General features: G+C 60.8%; 21 protein-coding genes. 11 read left to right on the forward strand and 10 right to left on the reverse strand.

Annotated features, from left to right (window positions below; genetic code table 11):
* The first annotated feature begins 283 nt into the window (after positions 1 to 283).
* Positions 284 to 1,180, forward strand: a complete 897-nt coding sequence (locus G7009_RS16460) for a formate/nitrite transporter family protein (RefSeq protein WP_181131119.1) — start codon at positions 284 to 286, stop codon at positions 1,178 to 1,180.
* Positions 1,181 to 1,604: 424 nt separating this feature from the next.
* On the forward strand, positions 1,605 to 2,813 hold the full coding sequence (locus G7009_RS16465; protein WP_181131120.1) for a GAF domain-containing sensor histidine kinase: 1,209 nt from the start codon (positions 1,605 to 1,607) through the stop codon (positions 2,811 to 2,813).
* Here the strand turns inward: G7009_RS16465 and G7009_RS16470 are convergent.
* From G7009_RS16470 to G7009_RS16495, 7 genes are all read right to left on the reverse strand, one after another.
* Entirely contained in the window at positions 2,810 to 3,685 is an 876-nt protein-coding gene (locus G7009_RS16470; RefSeq protein WP_181131121.1) for an efflux RND transporter periplasmic adaptor subunit, read from the reverse strand. The genes G7009_RS16465 and G7009_RS16470 overlap by 4 nt on opposite strands.
* Before the next feature lie 11 nt (positions 3,686 to 3,696).
* Positions 3,697 to 3,903, reverse strand: coding sequence for a DUF1656 domain-containing protein (locus tag G7009_RS16475; protein WP_181131122.1), 207 nt, complete (start codon positions 3,901 to 3,903; stop codon positions 3,697 to 3,699).
* Positions 3,890 to 5,878 (reverse strand): FUSC family protein, encoded by a 1,989-nt coding sequence (locus G7009_RS16480; RefSeq protein ID WP_181131123.1) that lies wholly within the window; start codon positions 5,876 to 5,878, stop codon positions 3,890 to 3,892. Before G7009_RS16480 ends, G7009_RS16475 begins: the two co-directional genes overlap by 14 nt.
* 203 nt (positions 5,879 to 6,081) lie before the next feature.
* Positions 6,082 to 6,198 (reverse strand): cytochrome c oxidase subunit CcoM, encoded by a 117-nt coding sequence (ccoM, locus tag G7009_RS28045; RefSeq protein WP_308813332.1) that lies wholly within the window; start codon positions 6,196 to 6,198, stop codon positions 6,082 to 6,084.
* A gap of 134 nt (positions 6,199 to 6,332) precedes the next feature.
* Positions 6,333 to 6,491, reverse strand: a complete 159-nt coding sequence (locus G7009_RS16485; RefSeq protein WP_181131124.1) for a hypothetical protein — start codon at positions 6,489 to 6,491, stop codon at positions 6,333 to 6,335.
* A 69-nt stretch (positions 6,492 to 6,560) separates the two neighbouring features.
* Positions 6,561 to 6,890: an aspartate-semialdehyde dehydrogenase gene (locus G7009_RS16490; RefSeq protein WP_181131125.1), complete on the reverse strand. Its 330-nt coding sequence runs from the start codon at positions 6,888 to 6,890 to the stop codon at positions 6,561 to 6,563.
* Between the two features lie 108 nt (positions 6,891 to 6,998).
* On the reverse strand, positions 6,999 to 7,691 hold the full coding sequence (locus G7009_RS16495; protein WP_181131126.1) for a M949_RS01915 family surface polysaccharide biosynthesis protein: 693 nt from the start codon (positions 7,689 to 7,691) through the stop codon (positions 6,999 to 7,001).
* 117 nt (positions 7,692 to 7,808) lie between these two features.
* Here G7009_RS16495 and rapA point away from each other — a divergent pair, with 117 nt between their 5' ends.
* Positions 7,809 to 10,655 (forward strand): RNA polymerase-associated protein RapA, encoded by a 2,847-nt coding sequence (gene rapA, locus G7009_RS16500; protein ID WP_181131127.1) that lies wholly within the window; start codon positions 7,809 to 7,811, stop codon positions 10,653 to 10,655.
* A gap of 229 nt (positions 10,656 to 10,884) precedes the next feature.
* Positions 10,885 to 13,149: a putative bifunctional diguanylate cyclase/phosphodiesterase gene (locus tag G7009_RS16505; protein WP_181131128.1), complete on the forward strand. Its 2,265-nt coding sequence runs from the start codon at positions 10,885 to 10,887 to the stop codon at positions 13,147 to 13,149.
* Here the strand turns inward: G7009_RS16505 and G7009_RS16510 are convergent.
* A complete protein-coding gene (locus G7009_RS16510) occupies positions 13,049 to 13,936 on the reverse strand; it encodes an NAD(P)-dependent oxidoreductase (protein ID WP_181131129.1) in 888 nt (295 codons plus the stop codon). The genes G7009_RS16505 and G7009_RS16510 overlap by 101 nt on opposite strands.
* A gap of 184 nt (positions 13,937 to 14,120) precedes the next feature.
* Positions 14,121 to 14,426 (reverse strand): DUF2288 domain-containing protein, encoded by a 306-nt coding sequence (locus tag G7009_RS16515; protein ID WP_181131130.1) that lies wholly within the window; start codon positions 14,424 to 14,426, stop codon positions 14,121 to 14,123.
* A gap of 358 nt (positions 14,427 to 14,784) precedes the next feature.
* Here G7009_RS16515 and G7009_RS16520 point away from each other — a divergent pair, with 358 nt between their 5' ends.
* The 7 genes from G7009_RS16520 (at position 14,785) to G7009_RS16550 (ending at position 22,351) form a co-directional block, all read left to right on the forward strand.
* A complete protein-coding gene (locus tag G7009_RS16520) occupies positions 14,785 to 15,900 on the forward strand; it encodes a branched-chain amino acid ABC transporter substrate-binding protein (RefSeq protein ID WP_181131131.1) in 1,116 nt (371 codons plus the stop codon).
* Between the two features lie 225 nt (positions 15,901 to 16,125).
* Positions 16,126 to 17,049: a high-affinity branched-chain amino acid ABC transporter permease LivH gene (gene livH, locus G7009_RS16525; RefSeq protein ID WP_181131132.1), complete on the forward strand. Its 924-nt coding sequence runs from the start codon at positions 16,126 to 16,128 to the stop codon at positions 17,047 to 17,049.
* Positions 17,046 to 18,302, forward strand: a complete 1,257-nt coding sequence (locus G7009_RS16530) for a high-affinity branched-chain amino acid ABC transporter permease LivM (RefSeq protein WP_181131133.1) — start codon at positions 17,046 to 17,048, stop codon at positions 18,300 to 18,302. Before livH ends, G7009_RS16530 begins: the two co-directional genes overlap by 4 nt.
* On the forward strand, positions 18,299 to 19,066 hold the full coding sequence (gene livG, locus G7009_RS16535) for a high-affinity branched-chain amino acid ABC transporter ATP-binding protein LivG (RefSeq protein ID WP_181131134.1): 768 nt from the start codon (positions 18,299 to 18,301) through the stop codon (positions 19,064 to 19,066). Before G7009_RS16530 ends, livG begins: the two co-directional genes overlap by 4 nt.
* Positions 19,067 to 19,768, forward strand: coding sequence for an ABC transporter ATP-binding protein (locus tag G7009_RS16540; RefSeq protein WP_181131135.1), 702 nt, complete (start codon positions 19,067 to 19,069; stop codon positions 19,766 to 19,768).
* A gap of 191 nt (positions 19,769 to 19,959) precedes the next feature.
* Positions 19,960 to 20,634, forward strand: a complete 675-nt coding sequence (locus G7009_RS16545; protein ID WP_181131136.1) for a COG3650 family protein — start codon at positions 19,960 to 19,962, stop codon at positions 20,632 to 20,634.
* Positions 20,635 to 20,737: 103 nt separating this feature from the next.
* On the forward strand, positions 20,738 to 22,351 hold the full coding sequence (locus G7009_RS16550) for an NAD(P)/FAD-dependent oxidoreductase (protein WP_181131137.1): 1,614 nt from the start codon (positions 20,738 to 20,740) through the stop codon (positions 22,349 to 22,351).
* Between the two features lie 79 nt (positions 22,352 to 22,430).
* On the opposite strand, the gene G7009_RS16555 is transcribed toward G7009_RS16550, so the two are convergent.
* Entirely contained in the window at positions 22,431 to 22,895 is a 465-nt protein-coding gene (locus tag G7009_RS16555) for an outer membrane lipoprotein (RefSeq protein WP_181131138.1), read from the reverse strand.
* Between the last annotated feature and the right edge of the window lie 374 nt (positions 22,896 to 23,269).

Consider the following 23,269-nt stretch of genomic DNA (forward strand, 5'->3'; position numbering starts at 1 on the left):
GAGAAACTCGTTCAACTTCAACCACTTGACGCGCTGCGATCTCTCGTCAGCGGGAGGCGAATCATACAGCGTTGAAAACCGCTGTCAACCACCTTTTTCACCGCTGTCGATCTGTCGATCGAAGCCCCCGCTACTGCATCGCTGCGGGAGGCGAATAATACGCCATTCAAATCCTGTGTCAACTCCTGTACCAGAAATAATTACGCCCTCCTTATAAACGTGAGGCAACTAATCGAGAGAGCGTCGATCTGTAGAGAATATCTACCCCACAGCGGATCTGGTCATGAGTGAAACCTCCAACGAGAAGACCCCCGGCCTATCGGTCGACGAAGAACAGGAAGTCAATGAGAACCAGCCACCCCGCGCCGCCGTCCTTCACGAGACCATCCGCGCCCAAGGCGACCAGGAGCTGGAGCGCACCCTCGCTGCACTTTGGTGGTCGGCACTGGCCGCCGGCCTGACCATGGGGCTGTCATTGATGGCCGTAGGGCTGCTGTATGCGCGCCTTCCTGATGGCGAGAGCAGTCAGGTCATTGCCAGTCTTGGCTACAGCGCAGGCTTTCTCGCGGTGATCCTGGCGCGCCAGCAGCTGTTCACGGAGAACACCTTGACCGCTGTTCTCCCTATCATGACCACGCCGACGCTTTCCAACTTCGGCCGATTGTTGCGCTTGTGGTCCGTTGTACTGGCCGGCAACCTGGCAGGCACGCTGCTGGTGGCCTGGGTGATGCTGGAGCTGCCAATCTTCGACGCCAAGACCGATGTCGCTTTCCTCGAAGTGGGTCGCAAGGTCATGGAAAATGACATCAGTCAGATGTTCGCCAAAGGCATCGTTTCGGGTTGGATGATTGCAACGATGGTGTGGATGATCCCCTCGATGGAACATGCCAAGATGTGGATCATCCTGGTGATCACTTACCTGATGGCGCTGGGCGACTTCACTCACATCGTCGTCGGCTCGGTAGAGGTGTCTTACTTGGTATGGGCGGGCGACGAGACGTGGAGTACCTTCTGGCTCGACTTCGCCCTTCCCACGCTCGCCGGTAACATCATTGGCGGAAGTTTCATCTTTGCCTTGATCAGCCATGCGCAGGTGCGCAGTGACAGCGGCAAGTCACCTTCGAAGCTGCTCGAAGATGAAGACAAGGAGTCGCCCCAAACGCACAAGCGCGAGCAATAATGGTGCGCATCTATATAGAAGCGCAGCATTGAGCCCCCCCTTCCGGCCAGAGCCATCGAACTGCGGCAACAAACGTGCTCGACGACTGGCACTGATCCATGTCACGGCGGCCTCGCTCTCGACCGCCTAAGCTGGTCCTTGTATCAGCATGGACTACGCCGCGCGACGATCTCTGGCAGATCCGCGCGGCGCGGGTAGACCCGTAGCGGTTGAAGGACATGCCGCAGCTCGCTTTGAATGCATCACGCCGGATGCCGGAAAAAGGAGTACGCACGCAGGAAGGCTACAGCTGCCTCTGTCGGGCAACGCGCCATGACAGCCTATTGCAGGTCGCGAGCCCCTCGCCAGGGTTTTCTCCAGCCGCCATCATGGCCGCTAGACTGAAGTACCCACCCTGTCCTTTTTGCCGAAGCATGGGAGTCTCATGAGCCATAGAGTCAGCGCCGACATTGCCACCATTGGCCGCATCAACGCCGTTCCGGCCATCCTCCAGGTCATCTGCGAGACCACGGGATTGCGCTTTGCCGCCGTGGCGCGGGTCAATGAAAGCAGCTGGACCGCGTGCGCCGTGCTCGACACCCTCGGCTTTGGCCTGGAGGTGGGCGGCGAACTGGACGTGAATACTACCCTTTGCCATGACATCCGGACCTCGCACAAGACCATCGTGATCGACAAGGCCAGTGAAGACGAGCAGTACTGTCACCATCACAGCCCACGCATATACAAGTTCGAAAGCTATATCTCGGTGCCGGTGTTTCGCACCAATGGCAGCTTTTTCGGCACCATCAGCGCGTTGGACTCACGCCCCGCGTCGCTCAAGGGCAGTGCGATCCAGCCGATGATGGAGTCCTTCGCCCGCCTGCTGGCGATTCAGATCGAAAGCGAAGAAAATGCCCAGAAGACCGAGCAGGCTCTGCAGAAAGAGCGCGCCATGGCAGAAGTGCGCGAACAGTTCATTGCCGTACTGGGTCATGACTTGCGCAACCCGCTCTTTGCCATCACCGCCGGAGCGGAACTGCTGGTCCAGCGTCTGCAGGACGACAAGAGTCGCGCGATCGCGCGCCATATCCACACCTGTGGTCGACGTGCCTCGCAGCTGGTCCGTGACGTACTGGACTTTGCTCGTGGCCGGCTTGGCGCCGGCATCCCCGTCAGCCTACAGCCTTGCTCTGACCTGCACGAAGCCCTCGGGCACGTAGCCTCGGAGCTGCAGCGTGTTCATCCGCATCGACAGATTTGCCTTCATATCGGCAATATCGCGGGAGTCCGCTGCGACCGCGAGCGCATCACCCAGCTAGCCTCCAACCTGATCGCCAATGCCCTGACCCATGGCGCGACGAATGAACCGGTTACTGTCAGCGCGGACATTCACGACGACGTGTTCATCCTAGGCGTGCACAACCTTGGCGATGCCATCGATCCACATACCATGGCTCAGCTGTTCTTGCCCTTTTCCCGCCCACTGGATAGCAAGCCTCAGCAAGGACTGGGCTTGGGATTGTATATCGCCAATCAGATCGCCCTAGCCCATGGCGGACACATGGAAGTCATGTCTACCCTAGAGGCCGGCACGCTCTTCAGCTTTCGCCTGCCGCTGCGCCAGCGCGCAAGCCATGCGGCACCGGGCGACTAAGGAGTTGACTCATCGCGGTCTTCGTGGACCTGCACACTGGCCGTCATGCCCGCGCTCAGGTTCATGCCTACAGGGATTTCATCGAGATGGATACGCACCGGGATCCGCTGGGCCAGGCGTACCCAGTTGAAGGTCGGCTCCACCTCGGCCAGCAATTGCCCATCAGGCGTAGTGTTGCTATCGGTGATACCACGACTGATGCTCTGTACATGACCTTGCAATGGCTCTCCAGCGCTCATCAGCCACACCTTGACCGAGTCGCCGGCATGAATGCGCGGCAGCTTGGTTTCCTCGAAGTAGGCTTGCACATAGAAAGTGGAATCGTCCACCAGAGCCATCACGGCCTCCCCGGCATTGGCGTAGTTACCCTCGGCCAGGCGAAGGTTGGTGATGTGGCCATCGCGAGGCGCACGCACTTCGCTACGTGCCAGGTTGATCCTGGCCACCTGGACATCGGCCTGGGCTTCATGTAACTCCCCTCGAGCGATGGCGGCGTTGATCAGTGAGTTCTCGCGCAGCTCGGCACTGATCGCCTCCGGCCCAAGCGCCACGCGCCGCGCCGCTTCATGCTCGCGCAAACGCACCTGCTGGGCGCGGGTTTCAGCTATCGCGTTGGCCTTGTCCAGCGCAGCCTGGAAGCGATCCTTGTCGATGGACATCAGCAAGTCGCCAGCCTTGACCCGCTGATTGTCATGAACCTTGAGCTCGCGTACCCAGCCGGACACGTCCGGGGCGATGACGACCACATCCGCGCGGATCCGCGCATCTCGGGTCCATGGCGTCAGCATGTAGTACTGCCAAAGACGGTATCCAGCAAAGATCGCCACGGCTACCACGCACAACGTGACTGCAATACGTACGGCTGCACGCATGGTCATACTCCTTACAAAGCCCCCAGCAGGTGCACTACCACGCAGAGGATACATACGAATAAAGCCACGTCGAACAAGGCTTCATGCCATATCCAGCGACCTAACGGAGTGGCTTGCACCAGCAACCGCACCAGGCCCGTGAGCAACAGCGCCATCAATACATAGATCAGAAAGGGACTTAACAGCACCCCGCCCATTGCCCATTCACGCAGTCCCATTGATTTCCTCCTGCCAGCGACACCATTTGCGCCAGCTCTTCTGCAACTGCAACACCGCACCCTCGGCCAAACGCAGTGAATCATTCGAGGGTTCGTTACGCAGGGCCTGGAGGAATTGGGTGCTCGCCACATCCAGGCGGTCGCCGCGTCCAGGCCCCGGCCCTTGCGCAAGCACGGTCTCGAGCTGCCGCAGATATTCACGCTCGGCGCCAGCGAGCGGTCGACGGGCCAAGGCCAGGCACATGCGCAGGTGAACCAGTTCATCGCCAATGTCCAAGCCAAGCAACCCATCGTCCCAGCGTTCACGCTGCGCTGGCGGTAACTGGGCAGCATGTCGCGCAAGCTGTATAAGGCGGTCGGCCATGCGTCCACCGAACCAGCTATCGGCTCCGCGAAGGTCGCGCCTGGTCAGACGCACCAGATCATCCTGTGTCGCGGCACGCAGGCGCCCGCCAAGCCAACCTCGGTGGCCGAAGACCAGCAGCTTGAACGCCATCACCGCCGCCCCTACGCCCACCAGCATGGCCAAGGCGCTGTTGAGCATGTTCGCTACATCGAAGCGCATGGCATTGAGTGGTGCCACCAGAACGATGAAATGCAGACAGTAGGAGGTCGCCGTGGCACCGATGCGTGGATGCGCCATGCCCAGCGCGCCGAAAAACAAGGGCACCCCCATCGCCAGGCAGAGCATGGCGAAACTGTTCCACTGCGGCAAAAGGAGCTGCCCGACCAGAAACGCTGTCGGCACGGCCAGCAGGATGCCGCGCAAGAAGCTCAGGCCGATTTGCGCCCCGTTCTCGCGGCTGGCAAAAAGGCTGCAGACCACGCAGGTCAGCACCAGCCCCCCAAGCGCGGAGGGCCAGGCAGTGGCCAGCCAGAAACCGCTCATGACCAGAAAAGCCAGGGCACTGCGCGAGCCGAACAGCAGGGCGAGCTGCACATCGCGGTGCACCGCCAAGCCCTGAGGGACGTCCTTGGGGGGCGTACCTGTTCCAACATTCTTCAACGCCTGAGTAACAGCCATTGCCATGTCCAGTAGCAAGGCCAGACGCGCCAGGCAGAAATGCTCTTCGGAGCTGAGCTCTTGGTCGTGCGCGGCATCCCAGATGCGTTGGCGCAGCAAGACCAGATTCGGCTCATCAGGCTGTGCCAGTTGCGCGCGCACCTCATCGAGCCAGGGCGCCAGTTGCCTGGCCTGGTCTACATCGAGTTGGCGCCACTGGCGCCCCACTGATCGAGAAATCCGCAACAGCACCATGAGCTTCTGGCTCAAGCCACGTATGGCGCGAGCGCGCTGGCGGCCACGCCTGCCTTCGAACCAGGCATGCTCACGCTGGGTATCTATGGCCACGATGCGCCCGAGGATTTCCAGCAGCCCCTGACGCTCCCCCTCCTCCCCACCGAGCATGGCGCTGGCTGCCTGCAACCCGTGCTGCCAAGCCTGGCGCGCTTGCTCTCCCAGCTGTTGCTCGACCCGCATCGGCCAGAGCAACGCGCTGCTGGCGGTCGCACAGACGATACCCAAGGAAATCTCCGTGCAGCGGGCAATGGCTTGGTCGAACACTTGCAACGGCTGGCCGATGGCCGGTAGCGCGATGATCGCCGCGGTGTAGCCCGCCAATACGAAAGCGTAGGCCCAGGCGCTGCGCAGTTGGGTCGAAGCCGCCGTGCACAACGCCAGCCACAGCGCCAGCGAGAGCAGGAACAACCACGGAGCCTGGGCAAACAGAGCAATGAATACAACCGCCATCAAGGTACCCACCAGGGTACCTGCCAGGCGGGCCAGCCCTTTCTGAAGGACCATGCCGGACAAGGGTTGCGCGACGATGAACGCGGTCATCAAGGCCCATGCAGGTTGCTCGAGTCCCCAGCGCAACGCCAACCACAACGCCAGCCCTGCGCCGAGCAAGGTCTTGATGGCGAATTTGAGGGCAAGGCTGCCGGGCGCGAACAGGGCCTGGAAAGTGATAGGCACGAATCGGACCTTACGGAGGGTGATGATGGAACGATAGACAACACCGGAGAGGATAAAGCGTAAAGGATTAATTAGCTAGCTAATCATCTATTCAGGAATGGACACTTTTCTTGCAAAAGGCCCGAGCACCGCGGCGCGCACAAAAAAAAACGGGCGACCGAAGTCGCCCTAAATGCCTTGCGTGCCCTTGCAATCCAAAAGGATCAGCGCTGTTTGCGCTTGCTTGAATCCCTCCAGATGAAAAATCCGAGGCCGGCAAAGAAGGCAAACATCAATCCGACTGTCATCACACCCGCGATAACCACGTTGTCGAAAAACATGCTGGCCCCCGATTCATCTGCCGTTGTCCGATGGATGCAAGGTAACGAAGATGGGGAACGAGGAAATTGATCGAAATCAATGTTGTCGGAAGCCGCCCCCCGTTGGAAGGAGACTGGTTGACCTGCGTCAAGGATCAACGCTTCTTGGGCTTGCCTTTGGACTTCTTCTTCGGCTTGCCCAACGGCATCGCCTGCTCGAAAGCCTGGCGCATTTCATTCAGGCGCTTGTCGTTGAGGTCATGGACACGCTTGGCGCGTTCGGCGCCGAAGTCGATCAGTTTGTCTTGGCTCATGGAATGGCTCGAGGACTGGCAGTAAGGCTCTCATAATGACGGCAGGCACAACGCCTGACCAGTCCCGGTTCAGACCTCGATGTCTACCAGCAAGCCCTGGCGCGGGTGCTCTCCGATCAACGGCGCCACTGGCACGGTATTGTCCGCGTTGAGCTCGTCTCCGGGCAGGGCACTGTAACGCTCCTCCTGCTCCTGCTGGCGTCTCTGCTGCTGACGGCGCTGCTCACCACTCAGCAACAATGCCTGCTCCTGAGGGTCGCGCTGATGCTTGAGGTCGATGCTACCCTCGCTCGACGCAGGCTGCGCCGGTACTACCGGGGGAACGGGTGGCGTCTGCTTGACCGGATCGTGTTGCGTGGTCACCGGCGCGGCACTGAGTGGAATGATGGGCGGCAGCATGGATATCTCTCCTGTAGCCAGGGTATCGGCCTGTTCTCGATACCCTTGAGCCTGGCTACTCAAATCGGGCGAGAGTTTATCCTGGCACGGCTACCGTCTGGACATCGATCATTCGACTTCGTCACCGCTCGAGTCTTCCGCGGTCGGGCCCGCCTCGCTCCAAGGACGCTTGTAGACCGCTTGCCAGACCACATCCAGATGATCACGCAAAACCTGAGGAGCATTTTTCAACGAGGCGCTGTCTTCACGTCGGCCACCGATAGGCTCTTCGCCGGCTGGAGTGATCAGCGATTCACCCGAGACCGTATAGATGGCCTGGCCCTCGCGCATTTCGATGGCGATGTCGTGGGAGTCAATGCCACCGCCGCAGAAAGCATGGCTAGCGACGGTCATCTCCGCCACGCCATCCTGGTCCAGATCGGTGACATCGCTGACGTCGCCATAGAAGTCGACATCCAGGTCCAGGCCAGGGCACGTGGTCTCCTGCTCGATCTGCCAGCGTGGGGCGAACGCCGCCTTGTCGTCGTTGCGGGCATACAAGGCAGCCTTGAGCTCCACCTTGTCCACTTCCTGCTCGGTTTCCGCATCGGTGGCCTGCCCGTCGACGCGACTGAGCACCAGAAGGCCCTCGCCGTCCCGGTCGCGAAAATGCACGCTCTTGAGCGGCGTCCTCACACCGAGTACCTCGAGCTGCTCCACGGGGATCGGCGACAGTATCTCGAAAGCCTTGCGCTCACAGGCGGCAAGCAAGACGCTGCCCGTTACCAGAACGACGCTCAACCAGTGGTGCTTTGCAGGCATGTCGGATCGAACCCCTCGTTGGCAATGCGGAATTCGTCGATGAAGTGGCTAGACTCTTTGGTCTGCACGGCCTATCCGTTAAGATAGTCCGCTTTTTCATCGCGGGAGTCAGGCAGTATGGCGCAGCAGTATCAACCGGGGCAACGCTGGATCAGCGACAGCGAAGCCGAGCTCGGCCTGGGCACCGTCCTGGCACAAGACGGCCGTTTGCTCACCGTGCTCTACCCGGCAACCGGCGAGACCCGTCAGTATTCCTTGCGCAACGCGCCTCTGACTCGCGTGCGCTTCTCGCCAGGCGATCAGATCACCCATTTCGAAGGCTGGAAATTGACCGTGCGCGAGGTCGAGGACCACGAAGGCCTGCTGGTCTACCATGGCCTCGACGCGCAGAGCCAGCCCCGCACCCTGCCCGAAACCCAACTGTCCAACTTCATCCAGTTCCGCCTGGCCAGCGATCGACTGTTCGCCGGGCAGATCGACCCGCTGTCCTGGTTCTCCCTGCGCTACAACACCCTCGAGCACACCAGCAAGCAGATGCAGTCCGCGCTCTGGGGCCTGGGGGGTTGCCGCGCCCAGCCCATTGCCCACCAATTGCACATCGCCCGGGAAGTGGCCGACCGAATCGCGCCCCGAGTCCTGTTGGCGGACGAAGTGGGTCTGGGCAAGACCATCGAGGCCGGCCTGATCATCCACCGACAACTGCTCTGTGGACGCGCCAATCGCGTGTTGATCCTGGTACCGGAAAACCTCCAGCACCAGTGGCTGGTGGAAATGCGTCGCCGCTTCAACCTGGAAGTCGCCCTGTTCGATGCCGAGCGCTTCATCGAGAGCGACGCCAGCAATCCCTTCGAGGATGCCCAGCTGGCGCTGGTCGCGCTTGAATGGCTGACCGAGGATGAAAAGGCACAGGATGCACTGTTTGCCGCCGGCTGGGACTTGATGGTGGTCGACGAAGCCCATCACCTGGTCTGGCACGAGGAACGCGCAAGCCCCGAATACGCCTTGATCGAGCAGCTCTCCCAAGTGATCCCTGGCGTGCTGCTGCTTACCGCCACGCCCGAGCAGCTGGGGCAGGACAGCCACTTCGCCCGCTTGCGCCTGCTCGACCCCAACCGCTTCCACGACCTGACCGCCTTCCGCGCCGAGAGCGAGCACTATCGCCCCGTCGCGGAAGCGGTACAGGAGCTGCTCGATGAAGGTCGCCTGTCGCCCGAGGCACGAACCACCATAGAAGGCTTCCTGGGTGCCGAAGGCGACGCCTTGCTGGCAGCCGTCAGCGATGGCGATAGCCAGGCCAGCGCACGCCTGATCCGGGAACTGCTCGACCGCCACGGTACCGGTCGCGTGCTGTTCCGTAATACCCGTGCCGCGGTCCGGGGTTTCCCGGAGCGTCACCTGCACCCCTACCCGCTGGCCAATCCGGACCAATACCGCGACCTGCCCGCCGGCGAACACGCGGAGCTCTACCCGGAAGTCACCTTCCAGGCCCAGGGCGAGACCAGCGAAGAAGAACGTTGGTGGCAATTCGACCCTCGCGCGGGCTGGCTCGTCGATACGCTGAAAATGCTCAAGCGCACCAAGGTTCTGGTCATCTGCGCCCACGCCGAGACCGCCATGGACCTTGAAGATGCCCTGCGCGTGCGTTCAGGGATTCCGGCCACGGTGTTCCATGAAGGCATGAGCATTCTCGAACGTGACCGGGCGGCCGCCTACTTCGCCGATGAGGAATTCGGCGCCCAGGTCCTTATCTGTTCGGAAATCGGCAGTGAAGGTCGCAACTTCCAGTTTGCTCATCACCTGGTGTTGTTCGACCTGCCGGCGCATCCCGACCTGCTCGAGCAGCGTATCGGCCGTCTCGACCGGATCGGCCAGAAGCACACGATCGAACTGCACGTGCCCTACCTGCAGGACAGCCCGCAGGAGCGCCTGTTCCAGTGGTACCACCAGGCCTTGAACGCCTTCCTCGCCACTTGCCCCACCGGTAACGCCCTGCAGCATCAGTTCGGCCCTCGTCTGCTCCCACTGCTCGAAGGCACCAAGGCATCCGACTGGGATGCGCTGGTCGAGGAGGCCCGCCAGGAACGCGAGCGTCTGGAAGCGGAACTGCACAGCGGACGCGACCGTCTGCTCGAACTCAATTCCGGCGGTGCCGGCGAGGGCGAGGCACTGGTCGAAGCGATCCACGAGCAGGACGATCAATTCGCGCTTCCGATCTACATGGAAACCCTGTTCGACGCCTTCGGTATCGACAGCGAGGACCATTCGGAAAACGCCCTGATTCTCAAGCCAAGCGAGAAGATGCTCGACGCCAGCTTCCCTCTGGGCGACGACGAAGGGGTGACCATCACCTATGATCGCGCCCAGGCCCTGTCGCGCGAAGACATGCAGTTCATCACCTGGGAACACCCCATGGTACAGGGCGGCATGGACCTGGTCCTGTCCGGCTCGATGGGCAATACCGCCGTGGCACTGATCAAGAACAAGGCGCTCAAGCCCGGTACGGTACTGCTGGAACTGCTCTACGTCAGCGAAGTGGTGGCGCCACGCAGCCTCCAGCTGGGCCGTTACCTGCCACCCGCGGCGCTGCGCTGCCTGCTGGACGCCAACGGCAACGACCTGGCATCTCGAGTATCCTTCGAGACCCTCAATGACCAATTGGAAAGCGTGCCACGGGCAAGCGCCAACAAGTTCATCCAGGCCCAGCGCGACGTGTTGTCGAGGCGCATTGCCGATGGGGAAGCCAAGATCCTGCCCCGCCACACCGAACGGGTCGACGAGGCGCAACGCCGTCTTGCGGCGGAATCCGATGAGGAACTGGCTCGTCTGACCGCTTTGCAGGCAGTCAACTCCAGCGTTCGGGACAGCGAGATAGAAACCCTGCGCAAACATCGCGAAGACGGTCTGGCCATGCTTGGCAAGTCGGCGCTGCGACTCGAGGCAATTCGAGTACTCGTCGCCGGCTAAGCCAATTCGAGCAACGAGACCGCCTGGCCTCGTTGCTCGCGCCAAGGCCGAAACTGCTCGCCAGGCAACCTGCCGCCTTATAGCTATTTGCTATACATCCAATACCCAAATGATTGATCCCAAAGTGCCATTAATCAGGAAGGCTTAACACTCCTTTCCTATACTCCTGCCGAACTGTTTCTCGTCCAGCGGATGGGGGACGCGCGCGGAATCGATGGAGTGGTAAGCAATGGAGTGGTTGGGGCTGCAGCTGTTCGCCGATCTGCCGACATCGGGACAGATCGTCCTTGATCGTCATCATGACCCTTTGCTCATCCTGCTCGCTTACGCAGTAGCATGCGTAGGCTGCTTTGCGACCTTCGATATGGCCGAGCGGCAGCGCCACAGCGAACCGGGGGCCGCGCAGCGCCAATGGCGGCTTTTGGGAGCGTGCTGCCTGGCCAGTGCCATATGGGCCATCCACTTCGTCAACACGCTGGCCTTACAGGCTTCGGTAGAGATTCACTACGATGTCTCACTGACGGCCCTGTCCTTGTTGATCGCATTGCTGGCAGCATGGTTGGCCATGACCCGCCTGGACAATACTGCGACACGGCCTCGGCAGATCCTTCAGGCCGCGCTGTTCCTGGGCCTGGGCATCGTTCTCATGCACTACGTCGGCATGGCTGCCCTGCAGATCGGTGCACACCAGCATTATCAGGGTGGACTGCTACTGGCTTCCGTGATCATCGCCATTGTTACCAGCCTGTTGTCCTTGCTACTTGCCCATTACCTGCGCAGCGGCACCGGCATCTTGCACCTGGTCAAGAAGTGTGGCGCCAGTCTGCTGATGGCAGCCGGCGTTCTTTGCACCCATCTCACGGGCATGTCGGCCATGACCCTGGTAATCCCGGCCGATGCAGCATTGCAGTTGCCTACCGAAGACAACAGCCTGCAATTGAGCCTGACCATCGCCTTCATCACCCTGCTGATCAGCGCCAGCAGCATCAGCGCGGCGCTCGCCGACAAGAAGTTGCAGAGCAAGGAGCATGACCTGCGCCGAGTCAACCTACTGCTCGGCCAGTTGGATCAGGCCCGGATATCCCTGCAGCAGGCGGCTCACTACGATGCGTTGACCAACCTGATCAACCGCCGCGGCTTCAACTTGATCTTCGACGAGCGATTGGCCGAGCAGGCGGCCAACCAAGGCATGCTTGCGGTAATGTTCCTCGACATCGATCACTTCAAACGCATCAATGACAGCCTTGGCCATGCCGCGGGCGACGAACTGCTCAAGGTGATCGCCGGCCATATCATGAGTGCTACCCGCAACGAGGATGTGGTTGCACGTTTCGGTGGCGATGAGTTCTGCATCCTCACCCGTCTCAACAGCCACGACGAAGCGCGGCACCTGGCTCAGCGGATCATGCAGCGCATGAAGGAGCCCATCGACCTTGCGGGGCGCCGCATGGTCATGACTACCAGCATCGGCATCAGTATCTTCCCGGACGACGGCTGCACCAGCGAAGAGCTGCTCAAGCATGCCGATCTTGCCCTTTACCAATCCAAGGGCACCGGGCGCAACAACCTCAACTTTTTCGACAGCGGTCTCAAGATCCGCGCCACTCTGGAATTGCAACTGGAGGAAGAGCTGCGCGCTGCCCTGCTTGAGGAACGCGGTCTGTGCGTGCACTACCAGCCTATCGTGGATCTGCGCACGGGAAAGGTGTCCAAGCTGGAGGCCTTGGTACGCTGGCAGCATCCACAACATGGCCTGCTGGGTCCCGATCGGTTCATCGGCATCGCCCAAGCCAACGGGCTGATCACCGACCTGGACCTGTGGGTACTGCGCCGGGCTTGCAGCGACCTGGCCCAACTCAGCCGCCATGGGCAAGCCGACCTGCGCCTGACGGTCAATTGCTCGGCCCAGACGCTTGGCCGCGAGGAGCTGGCCAGCGAAATCGAGATGGCCCTGCTGCAGCTGGGCCTGGACCCGCACCACCTCGAGCTGGAAGTCACCGAACATGCGCTGATGGGCGATATCCACAGCACCATCGACCTGCTCAGAGCGATCCGCGCCATGGGCGTGGCGCTGTCGATCGACGATTTCGGCACAGGCTATTCGTCCCTGGCCTATCTGAAACGCCTACCGCTGGACATCCTCAAGATAGACCGCTCATTCATCAAAGACGTCCCGACCTGCCAGGAGGATCGTGAAATCGTTCAGGCCATTATCGTCATGGCGCATGCGCTCCACCTGAAGGTAGTGAGCGAGGGCGTCGAAACCGCGGCGCAACGCGAATTCCTCACTGCCCAGGGGTGCGACTACATGCAGGGGTATCTGCTCAGTCATCCGGTTCCGCTGACAGATCTGTACAGGATCCTGGAACGACTCGACACGCCCCTGCGCGAGCTCAATCCTTGCTGCGATATAGCCCTACCAGAGTCGCTGGATCTTGTTGCAGAAAACCTTGGCTTCCATGCAAGCGCATCAATTGCGCGGCAAGCCCACTGACAGGCGTGGCAGTACCCTGCTCCCGGGAAAACTTCACTGCCGCGTCGAGATCCTTGAGGAGTGTGCGCACATGCCACTTGACAGGTTCGAAGCGGCTCTGCGCCATCTGCGGAGCCAGGATTTGCAGTGGCTTGGAATCCGCGAACCCACCAGCCAGGGCCTCGGCGATCAGCCTCGCGTCCACACCCGAACGTTCAGCCAACGCGACAACCTCCGCGATGACCAGGGCGTTGCAGGCAACGATCATCTGATTGCACGCCTTGGTAACCTGCCCGGCACCCACGCTGCCCATATGGGTCACCCGCTGGCCGAGATTCAGCAGTACGGGGCGAGCACGCTCCAGATCCGCCGCGTCTCCCCCCGCCATGATCGCCAGGGTACCCGCCTCGGCCCCTGGGGTCCCGCCGGAAACCGGTGCGTCCAACCAGGCCATGCCGCACAGGGCGGCAAGCTCGGCCGCCATTTCGCGGGTCGCGGTCGGCTCCAGGCTGGAAAGGTCTATCAGCAGCTGTTCGCTACCGCCTCGCTGGGCGATGCCATCTGCCCCAAAGACCACTTCACGAACTACCGCGGTATCGGCCAGACATAGCAAGACCATGTCCGTTCCCTCACACAATTCGGAAGGATCAGCCGCCAACCGCGCGCCCGCAGCGACCAGTTCGGCGCATTTTTCGGGCGAGCGGTTCCAGACGATCAGCGGATAGCCCGCAGTCAACAAGCGTCGGCACATCGGTAGGCCCATCAGACCGATACCGGCAAATCCAAGCGAAGGGAGTGGAAGGTTCATGATGTCTCCTGAGGATGATCCCGGACCGGGATCACCTGGATAGTGGGTGCTCGTGGGCAAGCTCCATAACTGTTACCGGCTCTTCGGATCCTGGCGACAACTGTTACTAAAGAGCCACATGAGCAGAATGCTTCTCGCACCGTTGAGCATCAGGCAAACAATTAACGCACCAAGATGGTGCCTTTTAGGCCGTCTTCTTTTCCTGAATGAGTATGAAGGGCGAAACTACCACTGCCCAGATCTTCGGATCACGCTGCTGAAGGTCTAGCGCCTGCTCTGCGCTAACGGTCGCGACAGTGCCATCATTACGCCACCCGGCAAAGGTTTCGCTATGGTTTTCGGCCATTGCCTGGGCTACGGATATCAGATCAAGACCGGCATCGACCCAAATCAGGTCACCCTTTGCCCAAAAACGCTCCAAAGCTTTCCACTCGATAATCGCCGTCTCACCGAGCAGCTTGGCATAGAGGGTGCTTGTTTGATCAGTCATGGGTTGTCACCAGCGGAAAATCGTCATTTAAAGGGGCGATATTTTTGCAGAAAAACCCGGTTTCAAATACGTAAATGCTTCAAATGCCCCGCAAATACGGGAATCCGAGAGAAATACAGGCACTTTAATGGCGCCTTTCCATATGTTTGTGTCGATCAAGCGACATCCCTGGATCGAGTGAAGTTTGCGGTGCTTTCCAAGCGCGCGAGCGGCGCTCTACACTGTACCGGTACAGTTCCGGGACATGTTCCGGGGGAAGGCGAGGTTACGGTATGGCGTGACCATGCCAGGAATCCCGCCCGGTCTGTAGCCCTGGCCGCCAGGACTATAAGAATTACAACAGAATGAGTGGAGCACTATGATCAAGATTTCCAAGCTGTTCGCCGCAATGGTCCTGGCTGGGGTTGCCAGCCATTCGTTTGCCGCCGACACCATCAAGATCGGCATCGCCGGTCCCAAGACCGGCCCGGTTACCCAGTACGGCGACATGCAGTTCATCGGCGCCAAGCAAGCCATCAAGGACATCAATGCCAAAGGCGGTGTCGACGGCAAGATGCTCGAAGCCAAGGAATACGACGACGCCTGCGATCCTAAACAGGCCGTGGCAGTCGCCAACAAAGTGGTCAACGACGGCGTCAAGTTCGTCATCGGCCATCTGTGCTCCAGCTCTACTCAGCCTGCGTCCGACATCTACGAAGACGAAGGCGTGATCATGATCACGCCCGCCGCCACCAGCCCGGAAATCACCTCGCGTGGTTACAAGCTGATCTTCCGTACCATTGGTCTGGACAGCGCCCAGGGCCCAGCGGCCGGCAACTACATCGCCGACCACGTCAAGCCGAAGGTCGTCGCCGTTCTGCACGACAAGCAGCAGTACGGTGAAGGCATCGCTACCGCGGTCAAGCAGACCCTGGAGAGCAAAGGCACCAAGGTTGCCGTCTTCGAAGGCCTCAACGCTGGTGACAAGGACTTCTCCTCCATCATCCAGAAGCTCAAGCAGAACAACGTGGACTTCGTCTACTATGGCGGCTACCACCCTGAACTGGGCCTGATCCTGCGCCAGGCACAGGAAAAAGGCCTGAGCGCCAAGTTCATGGGGCCAGAGGGTGTCGGCAACGACTCGATCTCGCAGATCGCTCAGAAAGCTTCCGAAGGCCTGCTGGTGACCCTGCCGAAGTCGTTCGACGCCGAACCCGAGAACAAGGCCATCGTTGACGCCATCAAGGCCGACGGCAAAGACCCGAGTGGTCCGTTCGTGTTCCCGGCCTACTCGGCTGTCGCGCTGATCGCCGAAGGCATCAAGGCCGCCAAGTCCGAAGACACCGACAAGGTGGCGGCCGCCATCCACGCCGGTTCCTTCAAGACCCCGACCGGTACCCTCTCGTACGACGAGAAAGGCGACCTGAAGGACTTCAAGTTCGTGGTCTACGAATGGCACTTCGGCAAGCCGAAGACCGAAGTCTCCCCTCAGTAACTGCGTGACTAAATGACCAGAAAGCCCACTGTGCGAGCAGTGGGCTTTGTTTTACGAGGTTCATGGACCTGATTCCCGCGATCCGGGAGCCAGTCCACCTGAAAATCTTAAAACCGTCACCCGCGGTTCTCTGGCCGTGCCCAGGCAAAGTGGCTCCATACCACCATGCCGGGTCGGGGTACCCCCCGCCAGCGAATGCACATCAGGTTTTTAGGAGCGCTGTAAATGCCTGAGATCTACCACTTCTTCCAACAGCTGGTTAATGGCCTGACCATTGGCAGCACCTATGCCTTGATAGCCATTGGCTACACAATGGTTTACGGCATCATTGGAATGATCAACTTCGCCCACGGCGAGGTGTACATGATCGGTTCCTACGTGGCCTTCATCGCCCTTGCCGGGCTGGCCATGATGGGCATCGATTCGCTGCCGATCCTGATGACAGTCGCCTTTGTCGCGACAATCTTCGTGACCAGTGCCTACGGCTACAGCATCGAACGGGTGGCCTACCGTCCCTTGCGCAACAGTAACCGACTGATCCCGCTGATCTCCGCCATCGGCATGTCGATCTTCCTGCAGAACACTGTACTGCTCTCGCAGGATTCCAAGGACAAGTCCATCCCCAACCTGATCCCTGGGAGCATTTCCTTCGGCCCCGGTGGCGCGGAGGAAGTCCTGGTCTCCTACATGCAGATCCTGGTGTTCGTCGTCACCCTGGTGGCGATGACCTGCCTGACGCTGTTCATCTCGCGATCTCGTCTGGGACGCGCCTGCCGCGCCTGTGCCGAGGACATCAAGATGGCCAACCTGCTGGGCATCAACACCAACAACATCATTGCCCTGACCTTTGTCATCGGTGCCGCCCTTGCAGCCGTGGCAGCTGTCCTGCTGAGCATGCAGTACGGCGTGATCAACCCCAACGCGGGCTTCCTGGTGGGCCTGAAGGCCTTTACCGCAGCGGTACTGGGCGGCATCGGCAGCATTCCGGGCGCGATGCTCGGCGGGTTGGTCCTGGGCGTGGCCGAAGCCTTCGGCGCCGACATCTTCGGCGACCAGTACAAGGATGTGGTGGCATTCGGTCTCTTGGTTCTCGTGCTGTTGTTCCGGCCGACCGGCATCCTGGGCCGTCCGGAGGTTGAAAAAGTATGAACAGAAATCTCAAACAGGCGTTCTTCAGCGCCTTGCTGGTCTGGGCCGTGGCCTTCCCGGTACTGGGCCTGAAGCTCAGCATCGATGGCATCAACCTGATCGTTCACACCCAAGGCGCGTACACCATCACCATCATCGCCGTGTGCTCGGTGCTGATGTTCCTGCGCGTCCTGTTCGACCGCCAGTGGAGCGCCATGATGGGCAGCCGCTCCGGACGCAAGCTGGTCTCTCCGGCGGTGAGCAATTTCCTGACCCTGCCCAGGACCCAGCGCTGGATCATCATGGGGCTGATCGTGGTAGCGCTGGTCTGGCCGTTCTTCGGCTCGCGCGGTGCGGTCGATATCGCCACGCTGATCCTGATCTACGTGATGCTCGGCCTGGGCCTGAATATCGTGGTCGGCCTGGCAGGCCTGCTCGATCTGGGTTACGTCGGCTTCTATGCCGTGGGCGCCTACAGCTATGCGTTACTGTCGCACTACTACGGCCTGAGCTTCTGGATCTGTCTGCCGATTGCCGGTCTGATGGCGGCGACCTTCGGCTTCCTGCTGGGCTTCCCGGTATTGCGACTGCGCGGTGACTACCTGGCGATCGTGACCCTGGGCTTCGGCGAGATCATCCGGCTGTTCTTGCGCAACCTCACCGACCTTACAGGCGGTCCGAATGGCATCAGCAACATCGAGAAGCCGACCTTCTTCGGCCTGAGCTTCGAACGCCGCGCCGCCGAGGGCATGCAGACTTTCCACGAATACTTCGGCCTGCCGTACAACTCGATCAACAAGGTCATCTTCCTGTATCTGGTGGCGTTGTTATTGGCATTGCTGGCCCTGTTCGTGATCAATCGACTGCTGCGCATGCCGATCGGACGTGCCTGGGAAGCCTTGCGAGAAGACGAGATCGCCTGCCGCGCGCTGGGGCTCAACCCCACCGTGATCAAGCTTTCGGCGTTCACGCTCGGCGCCGCCTTCGCCGGTTTCGCCGGCAGCTTCTTCGCCGCGCGCCAAGGCCTGGTAACGCCGGAGTCCTTCACTTTCATCGAATCGGCGATCATTCTCGCCATCGTCGTGCTGGGTGGCATGGGCTCGCAGCTCGGGGTGATCCTCGCAGCCATCGTGATGATCCTGCTGCCCGAACTCATGCGTGAGTTCAGCGAGTATCGCATGCTGATGTTCGGCGCATTGATGGTGCTGATGATGATCTGGCGTCCGCAGGGCCTGCTGCCCATGCAACGCCCCCACCTGGAGCTGCGTCGATGAGCCGTGAAATTCTGCAAGTCAGCGGCCTGAGCATGCGCTTCGGCGGCTTGTTGGCGGTCAACGGCGTGGCCTTGACCGTCAAGGAAAAACAGGTGGTCGCGTTGATCGGTCCGAACGGCGCCGGCAAGACCACGGTGTTCAACTGCCTGACCGGCTTCTACAAGCCCACAGGCGGGACCATCCTGCTCGATGGCCAACCGATCCAGGGCCTGGCCGGTCATCAGATTGCCCGCAAGGGTGTGGTGCGCACGTTCCAGAACGTCCGTCTGTTCAAGGAGATGACCGCGCTGGAAAACCTGCTGATCGCCCAGCACCGTCATCTCAATACCAACTTCTTCGCGGGCCTGTTCAAGACCCCGAGCTTCCGTCGCAGCGAGCAGGAAGCCATGGAGCGCGCGCAATACTGGCTCGAAAAGGTCAACCTCACCGAGTTCGCCAACCGCACCGCTGGCACACTCGCCTATGGCCAGCAACGTCGCCTGGAAATCGCCCGCTGCATGATGACGCAGCCGCGCGTCATCATGCTCGACGAACCCGCTGCGGGCCTGAACCCGCGAGAGACAGACGACCTCAAGGCCTTGATCGGCTACCTGCGCCAGGAGCATGACCTCACGGTACTGTTGATCGAGCATGACATGAAACTGGTGATGAGCATTTCCGACCACATCGTGGTGATCAACCAGGGTACGCCCCTGGCCGACGGCACACCCGAGCAGATTCGCGGCAATGCCGATGTGATCAAAGCCTACCTGGGGGAAGCGTAAATGCTGCAGTTCGAGAACGTTTCCACTTTCTACGGCAAGATCCAGGCGCTGCACGGCGTCAGCGTCGAGATCCGCCAGGGCGAGATCGTCACGCTGATCGGCGCCAACGGTGCCGGCAAGTCGACCCTGCTCATGACCCTGTGCGGCTCACCACAAGCACACAGTGGCAGCATCCGCTACCTGGGGGAAGAGTTGGTCGGCCAGCCGTCTTCGCACATCATGCGCAAGAGCATTGCCGTGGTTCCGGAAGGTCGCCGCGTCTTCGCCCGCCTGACGGTCGAGGAAAACCTGGCCATGGGCGGGTTCTTCACCGACAAGGGCGACTATCAGGAGCAACTGGACAAGGTGCTGCAACTGTTCCCGCGGCTCAAGGAGCGGTACAACCAGCGTGGCGGCACCATGTCCGGCGGCGAACAACAGATGCTTGCCATCGGACGCGCACTGATGAGCAAACCCAAGTTGTTGCTGCTCGACGAGCCATCGCTTGGACTTGCGCCCATCATCATCCAGCAGATCTTCGACATCATCGAGCAGTTGCGCCGGGACGGCGTGACGGTGTTCCTGGTCGAGCAGAACGCCAACCAGGCGCTCAAGGCCGCGGACCGTGCATATGTCCTGGAAAACGGGCATGTGGTGATGCAGGGGACTGGTGAGGCATTGCTGAACGATCCCAAGGTACGGGACGCTTACCTGGGCGGTTGAAACCTGCAGTGGATGCACGGGCGGGCCCGGCCGCGATGAGCTCAGGCAGTGCGAATCGAATGCACAGCCTGGGAACATCGCGGTCGGGCCCGCCTGCCTTGCGACGCCCATCGACGGTAACGTCCTTGTGATCACCGCCCAGGCTGGGTAACGTGGCGCTCTTCCATCTGCCGTCCCTTGGAGCTTCTCCGATGCGCCTTACCCCTCCCCTGTTGCTCGCCGCCCTGCTGCCATTGCTCGGAGGTTGCCAGATGCTGGCGGACAAGCCCGTCGATCCACTGGTAGGCACCATCAGGATGCAAGGTGTATTGAGCGCTGCCGGCGGCCAGCTGCTGTTCACGCCTTGCACCGAGAGTCGCCGCTTCGTGGTGAACGATGCAGGCGATACCGGCGTGCTGCAGGAAGCTGCCAACCTCGCCGACAAAGGCGGCGACAGTCTCTTCGCCGACCTGCGTGGCAAGCTGGGCGGCGGCAGCCAGGCAGGTAGCGACGGGCAATTCGATGTGCAGCGGCTGTACCGGATCGAAACGTCCGCCAGCGCCTGCAGCGATCCCAACTTCAAGCAGCTCACCCTGCACGCCAGTGGTCATGGTCCCGATTGGGACGTCAAGGCCAGCGGCAAGGGCATGGTCCTCGAGCGCGCAGGCCAGGCGCCTCTGGCCCTGCCCTTCCTCGAAGAGCAGATGCCCGGCGGCCGCCTGAGCCTGTCCAGCGAAGCCAATGAACAGCGCATCGAATTATGGTTGGCCCCGCAACGCTGCGTCGACTCGGCCAGCGGTGCTGTACACCACCTGCAAGCCGAACTGCGTGTCGACGGCCAGACCTTGCACGGTTGCGGTTATTACGGCGGTTCGCGGGTCGACTGATCACCGGCCGCTTTTCTCCTGCCAGTCCATGCGGCGAAAAGTTTATACTTCGTGGTTTGAGTAAAGCCGCCGGCCGCCCATGGCCGGGATACTGGACCCTGCCATGCTACGAATCAACGAACTGAAGCTGCCACTGGATCATTCCGACGAAGCCCTGCGCGAAGCCATCGTCCAGCGCCTGGGCATCGCCGATGAACAACTGCTCGGCTTCACCCTGTTCAAGCGCAGCTACGACGCCCGCAAGAAGAACACCGAGTTGCTGTTCATCTACACCATCGATCTTGAAACCAGCAACGAAGCAGAACTGCTGAGCAAATTCGCCGAAGACCGCAATATCGGCGTGGCGCCGGACGTCAGCTATCGTTATGTCGGGCAGGCACCGGGAGGTCTGCAAGAACGGCCGATCGTGGTCGGTTTCGGCCCTTGCGGCATCTTTGCCGGCCTGTTGCTGGCGCAGATGGGTTTTCGTCCGATCGTGCTGGAGCGGGGCAAGGAAGTACGCCAACGTACCAAGGACACCTGGGGCCTGTGGCGCAAGAGCGTGCTGAACCCCGAGTCCAACGTGCAGTTCGGCGAAGGCGGTGCCGGTACCTTCTCCGATGGCAAGCTCTACAGCCAGATCAAGGATCCTCTGCACCATGGCCGCAAGGTCCTGCATGAATTCGTCAGGGCAGGGGCACCGGACGAGATCCTCTACATCAACAAGCCGCACATCGGTACCTTCAGGTTGACCGGCATGGTCGAGACCATGCGCAAGGAGATCATCGCGCTCGGAGGCGAGGTGCGTTTCGAGGAGAAGGTCACCGATCTGCTGGTCGATGGCGAACAGCTGCATGGCGTGGTGCTGGCAAGCGGCGAGGAGCTGCACTCGCGCCACGTGGTCCTGGCCTTGGGCCACAGTGCCCGTGACACCTTCCGCATGCTGCATGCCAAGGGCGTTTATATGGAGGCCAAGCCTTTCTCCATCGGCTTCCGCATCGAACACCCGCAAACCCTGATCGACAAGGCACGCCTGGGCAAGTACGCCGGCCACCCCAAACTCGGCGCCGCCGACTACAAGCTGGTCTACCACGCCAAGAACGGCCGCTCGGTCTACAGCTTCTGCATGTGCCCGGGTGGCACCGTGGTCGCGGCCACCAGCGAACCCGGACGCGTCGTCACCAACGGGATGAGCCAATACTCGCGCAACGAGCGCAACGCCAACTCGGGTATCGTCGTGGGCATCGACCCAGAGCGAGATTTCCCGGGTGGACCATTGGCCGGGATCGAGTTGCAGGAGCGCCTGGAGGCCGAGGCCTATGTACTCGGCGGCAGCAACTACCAGGCCCCGGGTCAGTTGGTCGGGGATTTCGTCGCCGGTCGTCCATCGACTGCGCTGGGAAGTGTCGAGCCTTCCTACAAGCCAGGCGTAACGCTCGTCGATCTCGCCCCAAGCCTGCCAGCCTTCGCCATCGAGGCCATCCGTGAGGCGCTTCCCGCATTCGACCGCCAGATCAAAGGCTACAACCTTCCCGATGCTGTTCTGACGGGTATCGAGACTCGAACTTCTTCTCCTTTGCGCATCACCCGCGGTGATGACTTCCAGAGCCTGAACCTCAAAGGCCTGTTCCCGGCCGGTGAAGGCGCAGGGTATGCCGGTGGCATTCTGTCAGCAGGCGTGGACGGCGTACGCATCGCCGAAGCCGTGGCGCGCGACATGCTGGGGCTGAACGCCTGATCACTTGACCCGTGTGACAGCGGAGCAAAAAAAACCCGACCGGCCTGAGCCGTGTCGGGTTTTTTTATCGTTGGGCGAATCAGTGGCTGACGCGACTGGTCCCGTCCACGGTCATGATCCGGACACGCTCGCCGACACGGAACACTTCGTTTTCCTGTACCTGCTGCACATAGGCACGCATGCTGCCATCGTCTTCGCGCACGGTGATTTCAACACCCTGGGTACGGGTGATGCCTTCTTCTGCAGCCGATCCGGCCAGGCCGCCCGCGACCGCGCCGATCACCGCCGCCACGATGCTGCCACGGCCACCGCCGATGGCGCTGCCCGCCACGCCACCGACGACCGCGCCGGTACCGCCGCCGATAGGTGTCTTGGTCCCTTCGATCTTGACCGGGCGCAGGGATTCGATGGTGCCCATACGTACGGTCTGCACACGACGCGCCTCGTCACGGGAGTAGGAATCACCGCTCAGGTTGGATGCACAGCCGCCGAGCAGCAACGTAGAGGTGGTAAAGCAGGCCACCAGCAAAGCAGATTTACGCATGGGGAAATTCTCCATAAGTCAGGTATTCATTAGACGCCTCGCCTTGACGGCTGTCACGACCCAAAAGCCTGGAATCAACATTCATTCAGCATTGGTACAGCCTGTAGGCTGTGACGATTAATGGTTAAGACAAGCGAGGGACGAGGATTGCTGCACTCTCGTTGGGAGAAGGTATTTCGCGAGATGATAGAGAGGGGGCAAAGACCAATGCCGGTCAGTAAAGGAAATGCCTTCGACTTCAAAAGTCGAAGTTTATCTCTTTTGGCCTCTGAGCTCTGTTGTGCACTTGATGCCTCACCTAGAGGAAAGCCCTCTCGCAGAACAGCTTTTTCCACTGGATTCTGAATGGTTTTGGCACCGCCGCCGTCCCTGTG

Source organism: Pseudomonas capeferrum, assembly GCF_013523055.1.
Classification (GTDB): Bacteria; Pseudomonadota; Gammaproteobacteria; order Pseudomonadales; family Pseudomonadaceae; genus Aquipseudomonas; species Aquipseudomonas capeferrum_A.